Origin of the sequence: Flavobacterium sp. MEB061 (assembly GCF_000834715.1) — a bacterium.
In the GTDB taxonomy this organism is placed as follows: Bacteria; Bacteroidota; Bacteroidia; order Flavobacteriales; family Flavobacteriaceae; genus Flavobacterium; species Flavobacterium pectinovorum.
On record NZ_JXQR01000009.1, the window covers coordinates 111,353 to 132,631 of the forward strand.

Annotated in this window: 22 protein-coding genes; 8 read left to right on the forward strand and 14 right to left on the reverse strand. The window is 34.0% G+C overall.

Annotated elements, in window-relative coordinates; translation table 11 throughout:
- Positions 1–140 precede the first annotated feature (140 nt).
- The 6 genes from RT99_RS04715 to RT99_RS04740 all read right to left on the reverse strand — a co-directional run bounded on the left by RT99_RS04715 (position 141) and on the right by RT99_RS04740 (position 6,364).
- Positions 141–566 (reverse strand): helix-turn-helix transcriptional regulator, encoded by a 426-nt coding sequence (locus tag RT99_RS04715; RefSeq protein WP_052483568.1) that lies wholly within the window; start codon positions 564–566, stop codon positions 141–143.
- Positions 567–823: 257 nt separating this feature from the next.
- Positions 824–1,984: a lycopene cyclase family protein gene (locus tag RT99_RS04720; protein WP_042563585.1), complete on the reverse strand. Its 1,161-nt coding sequence runs from the start codon at positions 1,982–1,984 to the stop codon at positions 824–826.
- An 18-nt stretch (positions 1,985–2,002) separates the two neighbouring features.
- Positions 2,003–2,467, reverse strand: coding sequence for a thioredoxin fold domain-containing protein (locus RT99_RS04725; RefSeq protein WP_052483570.1), 465 nt, complete (start codon positions 2,465–2,467; stop codon positions 2,003–2,005).
- Between the two features lie 104 nt (positions 2,468–2,571).
- On the reverse strand, positions 2,572–4,830 hold the full coding sequence (locus RT99_RS04730) for a TonB-dependent receptor (RefSeq protein WP_042563586.1): 2,259 nt from the start codon (positions 4,828–4,830) through the stop codon (positions 2,572–2,574).
- A gap of 257 nt (positions 4,831–5,087) precedes the next feature.
- A complete protein-coding gene (locus RT99_RS04735; protein ID WP_042563587.1) occupies positions 5,088–5,999 on the reverse strand; it encodes an NAD(P)/FAD-dependent oxidoreductase in 912 nt (303 codons plus the stop codon).
- 11 nt (positions 6,000–6,010) lie between these two features.
- Complete coding sequence (locus RT99_RS04740) at positions 6,011–6,364, reverse strand: MerC domain-containing protein (RefSeq protein WP_042563588.1); 354 nt, start codon at positions 6,362–6,364, stop codon at positions 6,011–6,013.
- 96 nt (positions 6,365–6,460) lie between these two features.
- Here RT99_RS04740 and RT99_RS04745 point away from each other — a divergent pair, with 96 nt between their 5' ends.
- The 3 genes from RT99_RS04745 (at position 6,461) to RT99_RS04755 (ending at position 9,552) form a co-directional block, all read left to right on the forward strand.
- A complete protein-coding gene (locus tag RT99_RS04745) occupies positions 6,461–6,853 on the forward strand; it encodes a Fur family transcriptional regulator (protein ID WP_042563589.1) in 393 nt (130 codons plus the stop codon).
- Positions 6,854–6,928: 75 nt separating this feature from the next.
- Complete coding sequence (locus RT99_RS04750) at positions 6,929–8,797, forward strand: Nramp family divalent metal transporter (protein WP_042563590.1); 1,869 nt, start codon at positions 6,929–6,931, stop codon at positions 8,795–8,797.
- A 101-nt stretch (positions 8,798–8,898) separates the two neighbouring features.
- Positions 8,899–9,552 (forward strand): metal-dependent transcriptional regulator, encoded by a 654-nt coding sequence (locus RT99_RS04755; RefSeq protein ID WP_042563591.1) that lies wholly within the window; start codon positions 8,899–8,901, stop codon positions 9,550–9,552.
- Here RT99_RS04755 and RT99_RS04760 read toward each other — a convergent pair.
- The 8 genes from RT99_RS04760 to RT99_RS04795 form a co-directional block, all read right to left on the reverse strand.
- Positions 9,549–10,028 carry a hypothetical protein gene (locus tag RT99_RS04760; RefSeq protein WP_131494897.1) on the reverse strand — a complete coding sequence of 160 codons (480 nt, stop codon included), beginning with the start codon at positions 10,026–10,028 and terminating at the stop codon, positions 9,549–9,551. The two genes, RT99_RS04755 and RT99_RS04760, sit on opposite strands and share 4 nt — an antisense overlap.
- A 104-nt stretch (positions 10,029–10,132) precedes the next feature.
- A complete protein-coding gene (locus RT99_RS04765) occupies positions 10,133–10,618 on the reverse strand; it encodes a hypothetical protein (RefSeq protein ID WP_042563593.1) in 486 nt (161 codons plus the stop codon).
- A 12-nt stretch (positions 10,619–10,630) separates the two neighbouring features.
- Positions 10,631–11,029 (reverse strand): hypothetical protein, encoded by a 399-nt coding sequence (locus RT99_RS04770; RefSeq protein WP_042563594.1) that lies wholly within the window; start codon positions 11,027–11,029, stop codon positions 10,631–10,633.
- A 160-nt stretch (positions 11,030–11,189) separates the two neighbouring features.
- Positions 11,190–11,972, reverse strand: coding sequence for an enoyl-CoA hydratase/isomerase family protein (locus tag RT99_RS04775; RefSeq protein WP_042563595.1), 783 nt, complete (start codon positions 11,970–11,972; stop codon positions 11,190–11,192).
- Between the two features lie 10 nt (positions 11,973–11,982).
- Positions 11,983–13,398, reverse strand: coding sequence for an ATP-binding protein (locus tag RT99_RS04780; RefSeq protein ID WP_082036914.1), 1,416 nt, complete (start codon positions 13,396–13,398; stop codon positions 11,983–11,985).
- 169 nt (positions 13,399–13,567) lie between these two features.
- Positions 13,568–14,116 carry a CopD family protein gene (locus RT99_RS04785; RefSeq protein ID WP_042563596.1) on the reverse strand — a complete coding sequence of 183 codons (549 nt, stop codon included), beginning with the start codon at positions 14,114–14,116 and terminating at the stop codon, positions 13,568–13,570.
- Positions 14,117–14,202: 86 nt separating this feature from the next.
- The gene (gene hemH / locus RT99_RS04790; RefSeq protein WP_042563597.1) at positions 14,203–15,216 is read right to left on the reverse strand and encodes a ferrochelatase; all 1,014 of its coding nucleotides are present in this window, start codon (positions 15,214–15,216) and stop codon (positions 14,203–14,205) included.
- Positions 15,217–15,464: 248 nt separating this feature from the next.
- Positions 15,465–16,337: an AraC family transcriptional regulator gene (locus RT99_RS04795; RefSeq protein WP_042563598.1), complete on the reverse strand. Its 873-nt coding sequence runs from the start codon at positions 16,335–16,337 to the stop codon at positions 15,465–15,467.
- Between the two features lie 227 nt (positions 16,338–16,564).
- Between RT99_RS04795 and hemA the strand changes: the two genes are divergently transcribed.
- The 5 genes from hemA (at position 16,565) to hemE (ending at position 21,180) form a co-directional block, all read left to right on the forward strand.
- Positions 16,565–17,815 (forward strand): glutamyl-tRNA reductase, encoded by a 1,251-nt coding sequence (gene hemA / locus RT99_RS04800; protein WP_042563599.1) that lies wholly within the window; start codon positions 16,565–16,567, stop codon positions 17,813–17,815.
- Positions 17,816–18,011: 196 nt separating this feature from the next.
- Positions 18,012–18,416, forward strand: a complete 405-nt coding sequence (locus RT99_RS04805; protein ID WP_042563600.1) for a GxxExxY protein — start codon at positions 18,012–18,014, stop codon at positions 18,414–18,416.
- Between the two features lie 91 nt (positions 18,417–18,507).
- The gene (gene hemC, locus RT99_RS04810; RefSeq protein WP_042563601.1) at positions 18,508–19,431 is read left to right on the forward strand and encodes a hydroxymethylbilane synthase; all 924 of its coding nucleotides are present in this window, start codon (positions 18,508–18,510) and stop codon (positions 19,429–19,431) included.
- Positions 19,431–20,096 (forward strand): uroporphyrinogen-III synthase, encoded by a 666-nt coding sequence (locus tag RT99_RS04815; protein WP_042563602.1) that lies wholly within the window; start codon positions 19,431–19,433, stop codon positions 20,094–20,096. The genes hemC and RT99_RS04815 overlap by 1 nt, the downstream gene beginning before the upstream one ends.
- A gap of 58 nt (positions 20,097–20,154) precedes the next feature.
- The gene (hemE, locus tag RT99_RS04820) at positions 20,155–21,180 is read left to right on the forward strand and encodes a uroporphyrinogen decarboxylase (protein WP_041520396.1); all 1,026 of its coding nucleotides are present in this window, start codon (positions 20,155–20,157) and stop codon (positions 21,178–21,180) included.
- The last annotated feature ends 99 nt before the right edge of the window (positions 21,181–21,279 follow it).

The following is a 21,279-nucleotide window of genomic DNA, read 5'->3' on the forward strand; positions in this document are numbered from 1 at the left end:
ATCTTGCAAAGTTACAAAGATTACTCGCAACTAGTAAATTTGAAGTATAAAGTTTTGTTATAGTTCGATATGAGATTTAAATCAAACAAAATGATATAAATACATGCAACGCTTTTTCGATAATTCTACTATTAAAAAATCTAAATTGCCTCTTTTATCTTTTTATGGGTAAATTGATAATTGTGTTCTTTCAAATGGCTGTTTCTGCTTATTCTGTGTCGTGTAGTTAAAACAGTTGCTTTATTTTGTTCTGCAATTTCAATAGTCGAAAGGTAACTGGTCAAATATTTTTTAAGTATTTCTATATTGTCAACGTCGATAGAATAGATTGTTTTCTTCCCTTCATTTTTTATACTTACCAGATTTGCTTTTTTTAATTCCAGTAAATGCTTCGAAATTGTTGATTGTGCTAATGGAATCAGTTCAACAATTTCACCACAAGTTCTGTTGTTTCTTTTCCACAAAAGGGTCATAATTTGAATTCGCGTTGGATGGCCAAGTGCTTTGCAAATTTTTCCTATCGCCTTTGTTTCTATATCAAAATTTAAGTGTTTTGTAATTCCCATAAAATTTGCCAATTAAATTCATTATCGTAAATGAGCGATTAAGCTAGATTTACATTGTTTTCATCGGCAAAATTAGATGTTGAATGAGTCTTTAGTCGCCTGTAGAAGTTCTTAAAATAAAAGAATAGGGCATTTTTACAGAGGCAAAGAAATTGTACGCAGATTTGGAAGATTTAAGCAGATGCCCACAGATTCATTTAAAGTTATTCCATAAAAAATCCAAACAAATCTACTTAAATCTGCGTGAAACAAAATTTCTATCTAAATATTATTCGAAACAATGCTTTTAAAAATGGGAGCTTTGGACATTTTAAAATCACCTTGAAATCCTCTTTTAAGTTTGTTTCTTCATCCAAAAATTTAAAAATCAAAGCAGGATTTCCTTTTCTGAATAAAGAAGAAAAAATAGCACTTCCCAATTCGTTATGACGATACAAAATATCCAAAAGCAATAAATCATAAAACCAAAAGCGGTTTTTTTTATGAAAGGAAGACATTTTGAGATTTTTATCTTGAAGAAACGCTATTAATTGGGTTGATTTTTTATCAGAGTTTTTAAAAGTATAACCCGTACTTGCTTTTGTCCATCCGCCGGCCGTTCCAATATTCAGAACGCGTTTGGTATTTTTCTCCCAAAAAGGATAACATGTCATTGGAATACTTCCCTCCTCCTTTTCTAAAATTTCATATTGTTGAGCACCAAGCTTTTGTAGATAAACCTGAATTTCTTTTTCATATTCTTCTTTTGAAAGCAGATTCTCTGAAAACAAAGTATATTCAACCAAAGCTTCTGTTTTAGAAGTTGGCAAAACGTACATAAAACGGGTATTGCCTTTTTGCTCTACCGAAAAATCCATGAAAGTCGCTTGTTCCAGATTGAAGGTTTCAGCTTCAGTTTTCACAAACCAACCCACAAAATGCTGTTGCAAAACCGGATATTTACTTTGAGTTAAAGTAAGAACTTTAGTGTAAATGCTATTAAAGAGGTAATTACAAGTGTATCGGTTTTCTTCTGTTCCGATAAAAACGTGCGTTTCAAGTTCGTTGATATCGGTTACTTTTTCTTGTAAAAAAACAATATTGGATTGTTTCGAAAGTTTGTCAAAAACAAAATTATAAAAATCTAAACCTCGAATTTGATTGTATTGATAAGGCTTCAACGCCAAATCACGTTTAAAATTCTCATTGGCAAATAAAGCCAAATCCCATTTTTTTGAAATCACAGAATTCCAGACAGATTCTTCTTTTTCCCAAAAACACCAAGTTCTGTCATTGGTTTTCTTTTGATTTTCATCTAAAAGTAAAATAGACTTATCTGCAAAATTTCCGGACAAAACCATTTTATAAACGGTCATCAAAGCTGCTAAACCTGTTCCGGTAAAAATGTAATCGAAGTGTTTTATTTGTGAAGAATCCATTTTCAAAAATAAGAATTTTTATTCTTTCAATTTTTCTAAAAGCAGTTTAAAACTGGTAGAATTGAGATAATTATTGTATTGCAGAATGATTTCGTTTTTCTCATTCAAAACACATAAAACCGGATATACAATTTGGTCGTTGATGGTTCCTAATTGCAAAGCAAGTTCATGAACACCAACATTATTTCCTGTTGGCTGATATTTAAAAAGCTGGTTATTAAACTTAACTTCCTTTTTTTCTTCTGCATTAAAATCGATAAAGTAAAAATCTGAATTCAGTTTGTCAATAATTTCCTGATTTTTGAAAGTCGTATTTTTCATTCTTTGGCAAAACTGGCACCAATCGGTATGAATAAAAACGACAATTTTTCTCTTTTGAAGTTGTTGCAAACTATCAATTGCCTCAAAAGTTCTGCTTTGCAATTGGCAGAATCCTGTTGAAGTAATTCCGAAAAAGAAAATAATTAACGCTAGCTTTTTCATTTTGTTTTGCTTTTTGCCACTCCAGACTGCTATCGGGATTCGCAGATTAAAAGGATTTTGAAAGAAGAAATCTTTTTAATCTGTAAAATCTGTGGCATATCATTTTACCTCAAAGTATATCGCAATCCAAAAAAACCACGAATTGTCTGGTTTTGACCATAAACATAAGTTGTGTCAAAAGTTAAACCGTACGGATTATCGGGTGTAACCAGAACTTTCCCTGCCGAATCATATTGCACGTTTTTATCAAAAGGATCATTGGTTCTTGAAATCAAAAACGGATTATTTTGTTTTGGAGTAAAATTCAACAGATTCTTGATTCCGCCGTAAATCTCAAAATTCTTCCAGCCGGAATATGTAAACTGAATATTCTGAATACTATACCACGGAGAGTCTGGACTTCTCGGATCATATTCACTCAATAATGGCAACTTCATCGGACTGTAAACATTCCCGGTATAATCCAACAATAAATTTAAGGATTCTATTTTATATGAAATGCTCCAGGTTCCGGTAAAATTTTCCGTTAAAAAAGGTCTTTCAGAAATTCCGTTTTCAACATTTTTATTATCCAAAACCGTTGCGCCTAAAATCAGTTTTAATCCCATTGGAAAATTCACATCAACATTTGTGCTTATTCCCTGGCTTATGGCATAACCGTTGATGTTGTCGTAAATGATTTTGTTGGGGTCAGTTTCATAATCTGATATGATTTTATTACTAAATCGGGTATAGAAAGCTGTTGTTTCAATTCCGAGAAAAGTTCCGTTGGTAAAGTTTATCTTTTGAATATAATTCAAATTTGCATTGATGGATTGTTCCGGTTTCAAATCACTTTTTATCACAACATCTCTCGAACCCGTAAGTGCTGCATGATCTTCTGTAAATAAATTCACAACCCGAAATCCTGTTCCGGCATTGAATCTAAAAATGGTGTTGTCGCTTTTTTTCCATCGGTAAGCAAATCTCGGTGTAAAAATCGAACCGTGAATGGAGTTATAGTCGTAACGCATTCCCAGCAAAACCTGACTTTTTGGTGAAATGGTAATTTCATCCTGAACAAAAATTCCGGGCAGCCATGTACTTTCTGCTTCCTTTGTTGCCGTGGTATTATCGTCATAATATGAATATCGATTGGCGATTCCGGCAAGTAAATCATTTCGACCTATTTTTTTATCCCAGGTCAACTGCAAAAATCCAATTTTCTGATTCGCGATATAAGATGTTGTTCCATAACGACTGTCCTGATAATGGACATTTCCGGAAAACGAAAGCATCAGTTTTTCTTCAAAAGGCAATTGATAGCTTCCTATTAATTCTCCTCTTTTGGTATAAATGCTTTCACCGTACACTTCATCCCCGCCTCTATACTTTTTCTCCCAACGAACATCTCCGCCCCAACGATCTTCATACATTCCTCGTGCAGCGATCGTAAAAAGACGATTGTTATTTCTTCGAAAATTCCATTTATTAAAAACCGAAATTCGTTCAGAAAGCGTTACATCGGTAAAATTATCCTTGTCTTTATCGATCACCTGATCGTAATTGAAGTAATTGACGCCTATAAGAGAAGTTGCTTTTCCAACGTTAAACTTCGTTCCCAAATCAAGATTGCTTTCAAAATAAGTAGTGGTAAAATAATCCGCAGAAAACACCGGAGCAGTTGTTGGGTTTTTAGTAATAATATTAATCAAACCGCCAACAGCTTCGCTTCCGTACAATGACGAAGCGGGACCTTTTACAATTTCAATTCGTTCCACCAAAGAATTCGGAATTCCGGATAAACCATAAACCGTCGAAAGACTGCTTACAATAGGCATTCCATCAATCAAAACCAATGTATACGGACCTTCTAGTCCGTTAATGTGAATATCGCCTGTATTACAAACCCCGCAATTAAGCTGTGGCCGAACGCCATTAATATTTTGAAGCGCTTCATAAATACTAGCTGTTGGGTTTTTCTTGAAGAAAACCGGTGAATAAACCTCAACCGGAACGGCACTTTCTAATCGTTTCACCGCTTTTAAGGTTCCTGAAACAACAACCTCGTTTAGCTGATTTTGATTATCGGTTAATTCAAAATTGAATGTATTAATAGAATCTTTTGTGACTTCTATTTTCTTTTTTAAAGTTTGAAAACCTAAATAAGAAATCTGAATGTTATGATTTCCTATAGCAACATTTTCTAAAGAATAATATCCCAAACTATCTGTGACTGTTTTTTGGTTGGTTCCCTGTAAATATACACTTGCGGCTTGTATCTTTCTTCCTTCGCCAGATACAAAACCAGATACAGAAGTGGTTTCCTGAGCAAACGAGAGTTGTAAAGTAAACAAAATCAATATTAATATTGAGTTTTTCATTATTGGAAAATTAAATTTAGACAAAACTAAAAATTAAATTTGACAAATAACAACTCTAGCGCTAAAAACTTTCAAGTGATTTTAATTCAATGCATTGTGTGTGATTTTTGCCACAGATTAAAATGATTAACATTGATTTTTATTAAACATTGAATGTTTTTCACCATTAAGAGATTAAGAAAATTAAGCTTAGCTTCTTAATGAAACTTAATATCTTAATGGTTCAATTAAAAAAATCAATGTTAATATGTTTAACGTTAAGCGAATGATTCTTCGATAAGCTCTTTGTTGATGGAAGCTCCGGCGAAAGACCCCGAAGAAACTGCCATTGCCACAGATCGAGCCTGAATCACACAATCCCCACTTGCATATATGCCAGGAATATTGGTTTTCTGCATCATATCAACCTTTATTAAGCCTTGTTCTGTCAATTCGCATCCTAAAGTTTCCGGTAAAGAACAATGCTGTTCAAAAGGTGGTCTGTGATAAATGGCTTTTACCTCAATTTTTATTTGATTTTTGAAGACAACATTTTGAATATTCCCGTTTTCATGTTCAAATGAATGAACTTCATCTTCAATAATTTCAATTTGATGTTTCTTAAGAACCTTAGTTTGCTCGGCGGTTAAAGTTGATTTTCCGTTGGTTAATAATCTCAACTCTTTTGTCCAGTTTGAAATTAACTTCGCATATTCAAATCCCATTTCACCATTGGCAATAATAGCGGTTTTCTCTTTTTTTACTTCATAACCGTGACAATACGGACAATGCAAAACGGAAATTCCCCAGCAATCTGCAAACCCTTCTATTTCCGGAAGCAAATCTTTAACTCCGGTTGCAAATAGTATTTTTTTTGAAGCAAATGTTTTTCCATTTACCATTTTAATTTCAAAACCCTTTTCGGTTTTAATTGCATCTACGACAGTTCCGCTATAAAACTGAACTGTATTATAAAAGTCAACTTGTATTTTGGCTTTCGCCGAAATAACAGCAGGCTTTTCACCGTCGTGCGTAATAAAATTATGAGAATGCGGGGTTTGTCTGTTGCAAGGCAAACCACTGTCTATAACCAACACTTGTCGCAAAGAACGACCTAAACTCATAGCTGCTGAAAGTCCACTATAACTTCCACCAACAATAATTATTTCAAAATCTTTTTGCTGTATCATACTTTCTTAATTTAATGATTGCTAATTTTATGTGATCTATAATTTAAAAGATGCCCTAGTATCATTCCCGTACCTCCAATAAATATCAGGTCAAGATGAATGTCCAGAATTATTTCGCTCAAAACACTAACCCAGATTAATACCATTGAAATAATAAGGATAGTTGCCACCAACAGATTGGATTTTTTGATAATTTTGAAAACTGCAATCGAACCAATTACAGCAAAAAATAAATCAATAAAAGGATTGTGACTTAACCCCAATGGCAGAATGGTCAGGAGTGGAAAAACCAGGCAATGAACCAAACAAACAGTCGCGCTGGAAATTCCTAAAATATCGTAAAAGGATGTGGATGTTTTCTTCATTTCTTGTACATTTGCTTAATGCAATTTTGTTGCAAATATACACATTAAAATCAACTGCAACAATGTTGCGTTAAATATTTATTAATTCATATCACAATGAAAACAACACGTAACACCGCAGCAAAGACAGCCGTTTTAGAGGTTTTTGAGAAATCTAAAACTGCACTTTCTCATACAGAAATTCAAAAACAATTGAACGATATTTGTGATCGTGTTACGATTTACAGAATTTTGGATCGCTTAATGAATGATGATATTATTCATAAAATTTCTAATCTTGACGGTACGGTTAAGTATGCAAAATGCAACCATTCTCATCAGCGTGTACACATACATAATCATGCACATTTCAGCTGTGAAAACTGCCACGAGATTACTTGCCTTGAAAATGTTAAGCCGAGTTATATTATGCCGCATAATTATAAAGTTAAGGAGATAAATTTCACCTTATCAGGATTATGCCCAAATTGTTTAAATTCTAACATTTAAGATTTAGGCTTGCCTAAAAATATTGTTGTGCGAACACAATTTATCCCTATATTTGTTTAAACAACATTTTTTACAATGACCAAATCTTTAGAAGAAGTTCACCAATCGGTTGCTACAGAACATAAAAAAACAGGATTCAGAAAAATATTAGCATTTTTAGGCCCCGCCTATTTAGTAAGTGTGGGTTATATGGATCCCGGAAACTGGGCAACAGATATCGCTGGCGGAAGTCAGTTTGGATATTCTTTACTTTGGGTTTTGCTAATGAGTAACCTAATGGCTTTACTTTTGCAAAGTTTAAGTGCCAGACTGGGAATCGTAACACAACGTGATTTGGCACAGGCTTCGAGAGAAACCTATTCTAAATTCATCAATTATATTTTATACTTTCTTGCCGAAATTGCCATAGCCGCCTGCGACTTAGCAGAAGTTTTAGGAATGGCAATTGGAATCAATCTATTATTTGGTATTCCACTTATTGAAGGTGTACTGATTACCGTTTTAGATACTTTCATTTTATTATTCTTAATCAATAAAGGGATTCGAAAAATGGAAGCGTTTATTATCGCTTTAGTGGCCATTATTGGATTCTCTTTTATTTTTGAAATGATTTTTGCAGAACCGGAACTTGATAAGGTAATTATCGGATTGATCCCTTCGATTCCGAGTTCAGCTGCTTTATATATCGCTATCGGAATTATTGGTGCGACGGTAATGCCACATAACTTGTACCTTCACTCTTCATTGGTACAAACCAGAAAATTCGACCGAACTCCAGCCGGAATTAAACAGGCTTTGAAATACAATTTTATCGATTCTACGATTGCTTTAAATTTGGCTTTTTTCGTAAATGCGGCTATTTTAATTTTGGCAGCAGCCACATTTTATAAAAACGGAATGTTTGAGGTGGCCGAAATTCAGGATGCGCACGAATTTCTGGAACCGTTATTGGGGACGAAATGGGCTCCCATTTTATTTGCCGTTGCCTTAATTGCCGCAGGACAGAGTTCGACCATAACCGGAACTTTAGCCGGACAAATCGTAATGGAAGGTTATTTGAATTTACGAATTCAGCCTTGGGTGCGCCGAATCATAACGCGTTTAATTGCTATTGTTCCTGCCGTAATCGTGATTTTAATTTATGGCGAAAGCGTAACCGGAAAACTTTTAATCCTAAGTCAGGTTATTTTGAGTTTACAATTGGGGTTTGCGATTATTCCGCTGATACATTTTGTCAGCGATAAAACCAAAATGAAAGGGTTTCATATTTCCAAAATAACCCAAATTGCAGCCTGGATTATTGCTTCGATTATCGTAACGCTAAACGCAAAATTAGTTTATGACGAGATTACTTCATGGCTTGAAAGTTCAAATCACCCCATGTTTCTATGGTTTACGGTTGTTCCGCTTGCTTTTAGTTTTCTGGCTTTGTTGCTTTACATCGTATTCAAACCATTTATTGCCAGAATAAAATCGAATATCGAAAATCATTCACCTCATCATTTAAAACTGGAATATACGCCAAGAACCGTTTACAGCAAGAAAAACATCGCTATTTCAGTCGATTTCTCGAAAGCCGATGAAGCTGCACTAAACAGTGCGTTTGAACTGGGCGGAATCGAAGCGCAATACACCTTAATTCACATTGTTGAAACTGTTGGTGCATTAATGTACGGAGGTCATGTCGACGATCACGAAACAACAGTTGATGAAAAATTATTATTAGAATATAAAGATATGCTTTCGCAGAAAGGTTTCAGAATCGAAACTGAACTTGGCTTTGGAAAACCTAACACCGTGATCCCGAAGATTATCAATCAGGGAAATTTCGATATTCTGGTAATGGGAACCCACGGCCACACTGGCTTAAAAGATATTTTATTTGGCACAACGGTAGACAAATTGAGACATAAAATTTCTATACCTTTGTTGATTGTTAAATAAAGGTGCTGAGTTGCTAAGATGCTAAGGTTCTAAGTTTTTTATAAAGACTTTAAAAGGAACCTTAGCATCTTAGTATCTTAGAACCTTAGAACCTCAAAAAAATGACTTTTTCAGAAGAAAACTACCTTAAAGCAATATACCATCTTACAGCTTCACTAGAAACGGAAGTCAGCACAAATGCGATTGCCGAAATGATGGAGACGAAAGCTTCATCGGTTACGGATATGCTTAAAAAACTGTCTGAGAAAGATTTAGTGAATTATAAAAAGTACCAAGGTGTTTCTTTGACGGAGAACGGAAAGTTAGCCGCCAAAATGATTGTTAGAAAACATCGTTTATGGGAAGTGTTTTTAGTCGAAAAACTCAGCTTTTCCTGGGATGAGGTTCATGATATTGCTGAACAATTGGAACACATCAAATCTGAGCAATTGATTAACCGTTTGGATGACTTTTTAGGTAATCCAACGGAAGATCCGCATGGCGACCCTATTCCGGATGCAAATGGAAGAATTGTTAAGATTGAAAAACAGCTGCTTTCTGAATTGACCGAAAATCAGGTTGGTGTTTGCGTAGGCGTGAAAGATACTTCATCTGAATTCCTGAAATATCTGGACAAACAAGAAATTGCATTAGGTTCTAAAATTGAATTCTTGTCCAAAGAATCTTTCGATTTATCGGTGAAAATAAAAGTTGACGGTAGGGAATTATCAATTTCGAATAAGATTGCTTCGAATTTGTTTGTCAAGCTGGTTTAGGCTTTTTCGGTTACAAGAAAATCCAAATTAACGAATTTGCTTTCTAAATTTTGCATCAAATTATCTACTTTGTTCAAACTTAATACATTGATTGCAATTCGTTTTTTAGCGTTCGAATTTGTTTCAATATAAAGCATAAAATTACTTATTCCAAAACCCTTTATCTCACTAAAAATCAATTTACGGGTTTCAAATATATCCTTTGAAATTATAGCATCATTAGTGAAAATAACTTTTTTTCTAAAAGCATTTATTATTAAAAGAACCGCAAAAATGATCATGATAAAACTTAATACAGGAGTCAAATAAAACAAATAACCTGTCGATAAACTTTTGCCATATACTTGAAATGCCAATGAATCTGAAGGTAATGAAAGGAAAGGAACCATTAACAAACTCACAAATATGAGTATTAGTAAAATGGAAAAAACTACAATAAAAACTTTCAGCCTGTGTGACATTGTATAAACATTCATCTGAAAATAATTTAGCTATTAATTTTTCGGCAAAATTAGGAAGTTGTTTTACAATAAAAGAACGATAAAATTTTAATTCTCCTAAAATAAGACATATTTGTTCATCAGTATTTTTTATCGGTTTGAGAAACCCATTTCCCTGCAACATCTTCATTTTGTCTCAACAACAAATTTAACTGACCTACATGATGCTGAACATGTCTCATGTTGTATAAGATCATTTCAATTCTATTGTAGTTTTTCTTTTTGGTGATGAATCTTTCTTTTGAAGTTTCTTCGTTTAGTCCATCAATTAAAAAGAAGACTTTTTTACGGGAATAGTCCAGATATTCTAACAATTCTTGTTTCAAATAAATTCTTTCAGGTAATATTCCATTTGGATCTAATTCAGATAAACAAAAGGGTTTGGGCGGAGAAAATGTATCTGGTTCTGTAGACGAATAATAATCAATCCAAAAAAGGGTATGATAAGCAGAATAGCAAAAATCTTTTTTATCCCAAAAACTTTCCGGACAAACCAAAATTGAACTTTCGAGCATATCTAGTACGGCACCAAATTGTTTCCATAACATCGTTTTCAGTTCGTCCATAAATTTTAATTTTTAAACAATCCCTTTTTCGATCATTTCAAGCATTACCGGCGAAGCATTTTTAAAAGTTGGTTCTTGTTCGATGATACTTCCGGCGTTCTTTTTGTTTACTTTAAAAGTCACATCATTATCAGTTGTAAACAAAAGAGCTGTCAAAAACGGATTTTTGATGTAAGTTCCTAAAACCAATAAAGCTTCATCTAAAGTATGAATGCTTTCAATTTCTTCTGTTTTGTAACGAGTTGTCAATGAAATTGAATACGTATTATCTTCATTAAGAACTAATCTAAAATAGATGTTCTTAATTTCAGTATCGCCCATTGTTTTGGCTAAGGTTAATTTTGCAAAAGTGCCGCTTTGAATGCTTTCTTTTACACGCTCACAAAAAAGAGCAAATATAGGTTCGTACATTTTTTTAAGGTTCTAAGGTTCTGAGATGCTAAGTTTCTAAGTTTTAAATCTCTGTGCTATATTTAACCGCAAAGTTCGCCAGGATTTACGCAAAGTTTCGCAAAGCTTATAAATCTTTGGGAAACTTCGTGAAATCTTTGTGTATCTCTGTGGTATAACTCTATTTCCCGGTAAATTCTGCTTTACGTTTTTCTAGAAATGCAGTTGTTCCTTCTTTAAAATCCTGAGTTCCGAAACATTTTCCGAATGATTTGATTTCGGTATCAAAACCATTTTTACCGTCTGTATAATTGGCATTTATTGCTTTTATTGCTCTACTGATTGCAAACGGAGCATTTTTAATGATTTTTTGGGCGATTACGTTAGTAAATGTCAAAAGTTCTGCCTGAGGAACTACGTGATTTACCAAACCGTATTCTTTTGCTTCTTCTGCAGAAATCATTGCTGCGGTCATAATCATTTCCATTGCACGACCTTTACCTACTAATTGTGGTAAACGCTGTGTTCCTCCGTAACCCGGAATTAATCCTAAAGTCACCTCTGGCAATCCCATTTTTGCATTATCTGAAGCAACTCTAAAATGACAAGCCATTGCCAACTCTAATCCGCCGCCAAGTGCAAAACCATTTACGGCTGCAATTACAGGTTTCTTTAAACCTTCAATAAAATCAAATAATGTTTCTTGTCCTTCTGCCGCAAGTTGCGCGCCTTCGACAATAGTATAATTTGCAAATTCTGAAATATCAGCTCCGGCTACAAATGCCTTTTCTCCACTTCCTGTAAGTATAATAACACGAACATCATCATTTTTAGCCAATAATTTTACCGCTTTACTCAAATCACTAATTGTTGCTTTATTTAAGGCATTCAATTTTGTAGGTCGGTTAATGGTTACCGTTGCAATTCTTTCTTCAATAGAAATTAAAAGATTTTCGTAGTTCATGACAGTGGTTTTATGAGTTTGTGATAGGCAAGGAAACTCTAAAAGTGGTTCCTTTTCCGTAAGTTGATTCAAAGGTAATTGTTCCTTTGTAATTTTCGATGATGTTTTTGATAATTCCGAGTCCAAGTCCCATTCCGCTTGTTTTGGTGGTAAACTTTGGTTCGAAGATTCTACTGATATCTTGTTTCTGAATCCCAATTCCGTTATCTCTTACTGCGATTTCAACATTGTTGTTTCTTCTTTTCACTGTAACCAAAATTGATTTGTGAAACTGACTTTCCGGAATGGCCTGCGTTGCATTTTTAACCAAATTGGTAATAACGCGAATCAATTGTGTACGGTCCATTTTAGAGATAATTTCTTCTTCTTCACTTTCAAAAACAATATAATCTTCGTTGAAAATATCCAGTGAAAGTTCAACAACCTCAACCACATTCAAAGTTTCATTTTGTTGTGCCGGCATCGAAGCAAAATTTGAAAATGCCGAAGCCACCGCCGTCATGGTATCAATTTGCTGAATTAAGGTTTCAGAGTAATCGTTTAATTTCTGTTTTACATCTGGTGCTGTTGGATCAAACTTGCGTTGAAAACTCTGCACCGTTAAACGCATTGGCGTAAGCGGATTTTTAATTTCGTGTGCTACTTGTTTTGCCATTTCGCGCCAAGCTTCTTCACGTTCACTTTGAGCCAGTTTTATAGCACTGGTTTCCAATTTGTCAACCATTCCGTTATATGCCTTAATCAGGAAATTAACTTCTTTACTATTGGCTTCTAAAACAATTTTCTCGTTTTTCTGATCCAAATTGGTTTCTTCCAATCTGTCTGAAATTGTTTTTAATGATTTTGTGATATAAGTTGACAGGAAATACGCCAAAGCAAAAGCCACAATCAACATAAAGGAATACACCTGACTTAAACGAATCAGGAAAGTATTTAATTCGTTGTCATAATAACCATCATCTTCTAAATACGGAAGATTCAAAATTCCGAGAGGTTTAAATTTTTCGTCTTTAATTAAACTATATGAGGATCTGTTTTTGACTCCGTCAATGGTTTTAATGTCAACAAAACGTTTTTCGATAGAAGATCGAACCAGTTTCAATATATAGTCCGGAACCGGAGGCGCTACTTTATCAACAGCAAAAGATTCTTTTGAGGATTTCAGCAGTTTTCCGTCAAGACTGTAAATGTTGATTTCGATTTTGTGAATTTGGGCTAGTTCATGAATTTTATCTTTAAAAATCAAATCTAAATTAGCCGTTTTTAAAGGATAGGTTGTGGTTGCCAGAACGTAATTGATATGTTCTTTTACCGCATTTTCTTTTCGTTCTAAACGTTCCTGATGATATTCTTTAGCTTCATTTTTAAATTGAATAATCGAAATGGAAGCCAATAAAAAAGATGCAACAACAATCAATACAATCATCGACAGGAAAATCCTGGTACGTAATGAAAGCATTGACATTTTTAGGTTGTTCAGCATGTTTTGTTTCTTTTGTTTCAGGTTTGCTTCGCCAATTCGGCTCTGCCTCGTGTCAAGTTTCATGTTCCGTTGCGGGTGGCAACTTGAAACCTGAAACTTGAAACTAAAAAAACTATTTTTTCTCTCTTATTCTTTTATAAAAACGGAATCCCAGCATAATAATTATTGAGAATAAAAAGATTCCGATTACACCAAATATCCAGTTGATGGCACTTTTTAAAACTACTAAAAATACAACGGCAAATAGTATAATTGTAGCGCCTTCATTCCATAAACGCATAAAATTGTTAGTATATTTTACCTCATCGTTTTGAAGTTGTTTGAATATTTGATGACATTTTCCGTGATATAAATATAAAAGAAAAACGAAACATAATTTTACATGCATCCACGGCATTTTCATCCATACATGACCTGCATCTGTAAAGAACAGCATCCAAAAAGCAAAAATACTTGCCAAAACTGCCGATGGCCAAGTAATAATATACCACAAACGATAGGTCATTATTTTGTACTGTGCTTGTAAAATTTCCTTTTCAGGAGATGGCTTTTCGTTGGCTTCAATTTGGTAAACAAACAAACGCACAATATAAAACAAACCAGCGAACCAGGTTATTACAAATATAAGATGCAGTGATTTTAGATAATTATAATATTCCATGCTTTTTGTTTCAGGTTTCAAGCTTCAAGTTTTTTTAAAGTTGATTATGCTCAACAATCTTTACTCTTTACTCTTTCTTCTATTTTCTATTTAGCCCAATCATTAATCCAGTTACTTACAGTCTGGCACCATTCATCATCATCATTTAAACATGGAATCGCCAAGAATTCTTTTCCTCCGTTTGCTTCAAAATCTTCTTTAGCACGCATTGCGATTTCTTCCAGAGTTTCTAAACAATCTGAAACGAAAGCAGGCGTTACAACCGCTAAATTTTTGATCCCTTTTCCCGGCATTTTATCAATTTCAACATCAGTGTAGGGCTCTAACCATTTGTCTCCCGCTAAACGCGATTGAAAAGTCAGGCTGTATTTATCTGCCGGAAGTCCTAATAATTTCACGACTTGTCTTGTCGTTTCATAACATTGGTGGCGGTAACAAAAATCATGTGCCGGCGACGGTGTGTTACAACAAGATCCATCAATTTTACAATGTGATTTGGTTACATCTGTTTTGCGAATATGACGCTCCGGAATTCCGTGATAAGAGAATAATAAATGATCATAATCAAAACCAACTAAATGTTTCTGAATCGAATCGGCCAAATTCTTGATGTAATCCGGTTTGTTGTAAAACGCAGGAACATCCGTAAAAGTCATTTGTGGAAATTTCTTTTTACGAATTTCTTCGGCTTTTACTAAAATAGTCAAGGTCGAAGCCATTGCATATTGTGGATATAACGGAAAAAGCATTACTTCTGTAACTCCTTTATCATGCAATTCCTGAAGTCCTTTTTCGATCGTCATGCTTCCGTAGCGCATTGCCAAAGAAACCGGAACATTTACTAAAGGCTGTACTTTCTTTTGCATTCTTTCAGACAGCACTACTAAAGGAGAACCTTCCTCCCACCAGATTTTAGCATATGCATGTGCTGATTCTTCTGGTCTTTTTCTTAAAATAATACCACGAACTAAAAAGGCTCTTAACAAATACGGAACATCGATCACGTATTTATCCATTAAAAATTCGTCTAAGTACGGTTTTACATCTTTTGTAGTTGGACTTTCTGGAGATCCTAAGTTTACTAATAATACGCCTTTCATTTATTCTTTGCTTTAGGCTTTAAGCTCTAGGCTTTAAGCGTTTAATTTGTTTTTAAAAATTTCGTCAAAAGTAGAAATTGCTACTTTTTGGAAATATGATAATTATTACTTTTTATTTATTGTTGAATATCGAAAATTGATTTCTGGATATTGGCACACTGATTTAACGGGTTTAACAGGTTTTCGCAGATTTAAAATTCTTGCTAATTTGTGAATCCCGATAGCTATCGAGAGTGGCGGACAAAAACCTAAACATTCGTATTAATCGACATCAAATACTTTTTTGGAGTTGTCGCAAACTTTTTCTTGAATGCTGCTATAAAGTGACTTCCTGTGCTGTAACCGATTTTCAATCCCACTTCGTTTACGTTATATGATCCGCTGTCCAACAATTTTCGGGCAAAATCCATTTTGTAATCGAAAAGGAAACCATAAACCGTATCTCCGTAAATTTGTTTGAAACCCATTTTAAGTTTCTTCAAATTCAAACCAATTTCATCTGCCAACTCTTGCAATCCGGGCGGTTCAGCCATATTGGCGATGATAATTTCTTTTGCTTTTCGAATCTTCAAAACGTTGTCTTCATCAATTAAAAACGGACATTGTTCTGCGTTTGGATCTTCGGTTCTGTTAAAATACAAACTCAACAATTCGTATCCTTTTCCTTTATAATAAAGGTTTTTTATGGATGGATGAAGGTTGTAATGAAACAGCTGACTCAGCACAATAGCCATTGAAGGACTAATATTTCCTTCGTTATAATATTTTTTGTCCTTATTATCAGGACTTAAAAAAGTAATATAATCTGCTTCTGCAGAAAACAACGCGTGAAATTTCTTGATCGATACAATTACAGAAATGACCCATGAATTTGGAGCCAACTCCAAATTCAACGGTAATTCTTTTTGTGGATTGTATAAAAGCAGCGATTTTTCTTCCTTTAAATCTAAAGCGTAAGTGCCTTGATTAAACAAGAATTTAGCATTGCCTTTTATCCCGAAGTGAAACTGTATCAGACCACTACCAACTTCGTGCTGTCCAAAAAATGGTTCTGAACTATCGTTTTGAAAACGAATAAGCGTAAAGTCGTCTTCAATTTTTATAATTTCCTGAGAACTCATAGCGATATTTTTTTAAAACTAAAATCATAGTAAATTGGAAATGTTATTTAGAATCACTCTAAACAAATCATTTCTAACAACTTGATTTTGCTACAAAAATACTTCTTTTTGCATAAAAACAGACGTTTAGAAACAAAAAAACATGCAGCGATACAAAAAGTACTTTTAGCGTTACTTTTATAAACACTATAATGATAATTTTGTTGCACTTTTATGAAAGTAGATTTATGGAAAACAATAACGCACCGAAACACCTATATTTTTATTCAGTTGGTCTGAGTTATAAAAAAGCTGATGCTGAGGTTAGAGGTCAATTTAGTTTGGATGCAGTTGCAAAAACGCGTTTGCTGGAACAAGCTAAAACAGAGGGAATAGAAAGTTTAATTGTCACTTCGACTTGCAACAGAACCGAAATCTACGGTTTTGCCGAACACCCTTTTCAATTAATAAAACTTATTTGCGATAATAGTAACGGATCTGTGGATGCTTTCCAAAAAGTGGGATTCGTTTATAAGAATCAGGAAGCTATAAATCATTTGTTTCGCGTAGGAACTGGTTTAGACAGTCAGATTCTTGGCGATTTTGAAATTATATCTCAAATCAAAACGAGTTTTACGCATTCTAAATCAATGGGGTTAGCCAATACTTTTATGGAAAGATTGGTAAATGCCGTGATTCAGGCGAGCAAAAAAATCAAGAACGAAACAGAAATTAGTTCCGGAGCGACTTCGGTTTCTTTTGCATCGGTTCAATACATTATCAAAAATGTAGAGGACATTGGTAATAAAAACATTTTACTTTTCGGAACAGGAAAAATTGGAAGAAATACTTGTGAGAATCTGGTAAAACATACTAAAAACGAACACATTACTTTAATCAACAGAACGAAAGACAAAGCCGAGAAATTGGCCGGAAAACTAAATTTGATTGTTAAAGATTATTCAGAACTGCATTTAGAACTTCAAAAAGCTGATGTTGTAGTTGTCGCAACTGGCGCACAAAACCCAACAGTTGATAAAGCGATTTTAAATCTTAAAAAACCTTTATTGATTCTGGATTTATCGATTCCGAAAAACGTTCATGAAAATGTTGAGGAATTAGAAGGTGTAACTTTGATTCATATGGATTATTTGTCTCAATTGACAGATGAAACTTTGGAAAACAGAAAATTACATATTCCTGCTGCCGAAGCAATTATTGAAGAAATCAAAGAAGAATTTGTAACTTGGACAAAAGGACGAAAATTTGCTCCTACTATCAATGCTTTAAAAGAAAAACTGAATGCTATTAAAGTTTCGGAATTAGATTTTCAAAGTAGAAAAATTGCAGATTTTAATGAAGCCCAGGCTGAAATCATCAGCAACAGAATTATTCAAAAAATCACTACACATTTTGCCAATCATTTAAAAGACGACGACACCATGGTCGATGAAAGCATCGAATGGATCGAAAAAGTCTTTAAAATAAAAGCATCTTAAAACATAATTTTCCACCATATAAGTTATATAAGTTTTACGGCTAAAAATATTTTACCATTAAGATATTAAGAAAGTTAAGCTTTGTGGTTAAAAAATATGAAAGTGAATCATTAAATATTTAAGATAAATTAAGCTTTTTTACAAAGCAACCTTAATTAACTTAATATCTTAATGGTAAAAAAATAAAAAAAGTTCTATGACAAAAAAAGAGGTTACGCAGTTGGCTTATGAAATTACAGGTTTTGCTATTAAAGTGCATAAAGCATTAGGGCCTGGACTTTTAGAAAGCATTTATGAACAATGCCTCAAATATGAATTAGAACAAAATGGATATGACGTTAAACAACAATTAGTTGTAAAAATAGATTATTACGACCTTGAATTAGAGTCTGATCTAAGAATAGATTTATTAGTAAATGACTGTGTAGTTGTTGAATTAAAAGCAATAGAAAATCTTTTACCAATTCACGAAGCACAATTATTGACATACATGAAATTATTACAAAGACCTCAAGGGCTATTAATTAATTTCAACACTTTAAACATAACGAAATCAATGAAACCGCTTGTAAATGATCATTTTGCAAGATTAACAGATTAGCTTCATTAACTTAAAAAAATAAAGACAAAGCTTAATGAACTTAATATCTTAATGGTAAAAAAACAAAAAACCTTGGTTTTTAAAATAAAAAATGGCTGAAAAAACAATCAGAATTGGAACACGCGATAGCGAATTAGCACTTTGGCAAGCACATACTGTCGAGAAAAAATTAAATGATTTAGGTTATAAAACCTCAATTGTTGCGGTTAAATCTCAAGGTGATATTATTCTGGATAAACCTTTGTACGAACTTGGGATTACCGGAATTTTTACTAAAACTCTTGACATTGCTATGATTAACGGCGATTGTGACATTGCAGTTCATTCGATGAAAGATGTTCCAACGGCTTTACCAAAAGGAATTGTTCAGGCTGCTGTTTTAGAAAGAGCCAATGTCGTGGATATTTTAGTTCATAAAGGAAATCCTGATTTTGCAAATCCAAGTACCATTGCTACCGGAAGTTTGCGTCGTCAGGCACAATGGTTCAATAAATACCCAAATCATACTGTGGTTGATTTACGCGGAAATGTAAATACGCGTATGCAAAAACTACAAGACAATAATTGGGACGGAGCTGTTTTTGCCGCTGCAGGTTTGGAGCGCATCAACCTGAAACCAGAAAATTATATCAATTTAGATTGGATGATTCCCGCGCCGGCACAAGGAGCAATGCTGGTTGTGGCAATGGAAAATGACAATTATACACTTGATGCACTTTCGCAATTAAATGATATTGAAACTGAAATCTGTACTTATATTGAACGTCAGTTTTTAAGAACGCTGGAAGGCGGTTGTACCGCGCCAATTGGGGCTTTGGTTCGATATAATGAAGATGAGGACACTTTGCATTTTCAAGGAATTTTACTTTCTGTTGATGGAAAGCAAAAATTGGAAATCGAAAAAACCGTTGATATTTCAGAATGGAAAAAATTAGGTTTTCATTCGGCACAGGAAATTTTAAATAATGGCGGAGCCGAATTGATGGCATCTATTAAAGACTCTCTTAAAAAGTAATGGCAAAATCAATTCAGATATTATCCACAAAAAAGCTATCGGGCGAACAAAAACAAGCATTAATTAGTGCTAATTTTGAAGTTACGGATAGTGATTTTATTCAGACTCAAAATAAACCTTTCGAATTAAAAGACCTCAACGACAATTTGATTTTTACGAGTCAAAATGCGGTTCATAGTGTTTTATCAGATCCAAAATCAGAACAGCTAAAAAACAAAAACGTTTTTTGTGTTGGTTTAAAAACAAAAATCCTTTTATCTGAAAGTGGTTTTAATGTTGTCGCTTACACAGGTTATGCTTCAGATTTAGCTGAAATTATCACTTTGATTTATGGACGTGAAAGCTATACATTTTTTAGCGGGAATCTTCGTAGAGAAACATTACCTCAGGCTTTAAAAGAGGCTGATGTAAAATTCAATGAAATTCAGGTTTATGATACTTCATTAAATCCACAAAAAGTAAAAACAGCCGTTGATGCCATTTTATTTTTTAGTCCGTCTGGCGTTGAAAGTTATTTGAAAGAGAATACAATCAAAAAAGAAACCTGCTTTTGCATTGGAGAAACCACCTCAGAAGCTTTACATAAAATCACAAAAAACATCATCATTGCAGATCAGCCAACGGTTGAAGATGTAATTGAGGATGTAATTGAAGAATATAAATAAGATAACAAACAAACCCGACAGGTTTTAAAAACCTGTCGGGTTTAAAATATAGAAACTCATGTTAAAAAACGACCTATTTTTAAAAGCACTTAAAGGAGAAACTGTTCAACGTCCGCCAGTATGGATGATGCGTCAAGCCGGAAGATATTTACCGGAATTTATCGCTTTGCGTGATAAATATGATTTCTTTACCCGTTGTCAAACTCCTGAATTAGCAGCAGAAATCACAGTTCAGCCAATTCGCAGAATCGCTCCGGATGCTGCTATTTTATTCTCGGATATTTTGGTTGTTCCGCAAGCAATGGGAATTGAGGTATTGATGAAAGAAAATTTCGGTCCGTTTTTACCAAATCCAATTCGTTCGTTGGCTGATGTTCACCGTGTTTACGTTCCGGACATTCAGGAAAGTTTAGGTTATGTAATGGATGCCATTAAATTGACTAAAGAAATGCTGAACGACGAAGTGCCATTAATTGGTTTCGCTGGTTCGCCCTGGACAATTTTCTGCTATGCTGTTGAAGGAAAAGGCTCTAAAAGTTTTGATACTGCAAAAGGTTTCTGTTTCTCAAACCCGGCTGCAGCGCATACATTATTACAAAAAATTACAGATACAACCATTTTATATTTAAAAGAAAAAGTAAAAGCGGGAGTTGATGCCGTTCAGATTTTTGATTCTTGGGGAGGAATGCTTTCTCCGGTTGATTATCAGGAATTTTCATGGAAATACATCAACCAAATCGTTGAAGCTTTGGCTGATCATGCTCCGGTTATTGTTTTCGGAAAAGGGTGTTGGTTTGCTCTTGGCGAAATGGGTAAAAGCAGAGCTTCGGCACTTGGAGTAGACTGGACATGTTCGGCTAGAAATGCTCGTTATTTGTCTGGTGGAAACATTACTTTACAAGGAAATTTTGATCCGTCAAGATTGCTTTCTCCAATTCCGACAATTAAGAAAATGGTTCATGAAATGATCGACGAATTCGGAAAAGATAAATATGTAGTAAATTTAGGTCACGGAATTTTGCCAAATATTCCTGTAGATCACGCAAAAGCTTTTATTGACGCTGTTAAGGAATACGGAAATTAATATTCAGTTTTTCGATAACGTTTTGCTTTCCTGCAAGGTTTCCAAAACCTTGTAGGTATAATGAACATAGCGTAAATAAATTGCAAACCTACAAGGTTT

Coding starts and splice junctions, on each gene's coding strand:
- RT99_RS04815 (WP_042563602.1), top strand. CDS start 19,431: ATGGCAAAATCAATTCAGATATTATCCACAAAAAAGCTATCGGGCGAA.
- RT99_RS04715 (WP_052483568.1), bottom strand. CDS start 566: ATGGGAATTACAAAACACTTAAATTTTGATATAGAAACAAAGGCGATA.
- RT99_RS04775 (WP_042563595.1), bottom strand. CDS start 11,972: ATGAACTACGAAAATCTTTTAATTTCTATTGAAGAAAGAATTGCAACG.
- RT99_RS04760 (WP_131494897.1), bottom strand. CDS start 10,028: ATGAATGTTTATACAATGTCACACAGGCTGAAAGTTTTTATTGTAGTT.
- hemH (WP_042563597.1), bottom strand. CDS start 15,216: ATGAAAGGCGTATTATTAGTAAACTTAGGATCTCCAGAAAGTCCAACT.
- RT99_RS04805 (WP_042563600.1), top strand. CDS start 18,012: ATGACAAAAAAAGAGGTTACGCAGTTGGCTTATGAAATTACAGGTTTT.
- RT99_RS04785 (WP_042563596.1), bottom strand. CDS start 14,116: ATGGAATATTATAATTATCTAAAATCACTGCATCTTATATTTGTAATA.
- RT99_RS04795 (WP_042563598.1), bottom strand. CDS start 16,337: ATGAGTTCTCAGGAAATTATAAAAATTGAAGACGACTTTACGCTTATT.
- RT99_RS04750 (WP_042563590.1), top strand. CDS start 6,929: ATGACCAAATCTTTAGAAGAAGTTCACCAATCGGTTGCTACAGAACAT.
- RT99_RS04765 (WP_042563593.1), bottom strand. CDS start 10,618: ATGGACGAACTGAAAACGATGTTATGGAAACAATTTGGTGCCGTACTA.
- RT99_RS04755 (WP_042563591.1), top strand. CDS start 8,899: ATGACTTTTTCAGAAGAAAACTACCTTAAAGCAATATACCATCTTACA.
- hemA (WP_042563599.1), top strand. CDS start 16,565: ATGGAAAACAATAACGCACCGAAACACCTATATTTTTATTCAGTTGGT.
- hemC (WP_042563601.1), top strand. CDS start 18,508: ATGGCTGAAAAAACAATCAGAATTGGAACACGCGATAGCGAATTAGCA.
- RT99_RS04745 (WP_042563589.1), top strand. CDS start 6,461: ATGAAAACAACACGTAACACCGCAGCAAAGACAGCCGTTTTAGAGGTT.
- RT99_RS04780 (WP_082036914.1), bottom strand. CDS start 13,398: ATGATTGTATTGATTGTTGTTGCATCTTTTTTATTGGCTTCCATTTCG.
- RT99_RS04770 (WP_042563594.1), bottom strand. CDS start 11,029: ATGTACGAACCTATATTTGCTCTTTTTTGTGAGCGTGTAAAAGAAAGC.
- RT99_RS04740 (WP_042563588.1), bottom strand. CDS start 6,364: ATGAAGAAAACATCCACATCCTTTTACGATATTTTAGGAATTTCCAGC.
- RT99_RS04725 (WP_052483570.1), bottom strand. CDS start 2,467: ATGAAAAAGCTAGCGTTAATTATTTTCTTTTTCGGAATTACTTCAACA.
- RT99_RS04730 (WP_042563586.1), bottom strand. CDS start 4,830: ATGAAAAACTCAATATTAATATTGATTTTGTTTACTTTACAACTCTCG.
- RT99_RS04735 (WP_042563587.1), bottom strand. CDS start 5,999: ATGATACAGCAAAAAGATTTTGAAATAATTATTGTTGGTGGAAGTTAT.
- RT99_RS04720 (WP_042563585.1), bottom strand. CDS start 1,984: ATGGATTCTTCACAAATAAAACACTTCGATTACATTTTTACCGGAACA.
- hemE (WP_041520396.1), top strand. CDS start 20,155: ATGTTAAAAAACGACCTATTTTTAAAAGCACTTAAAGGAGAAACTGTT.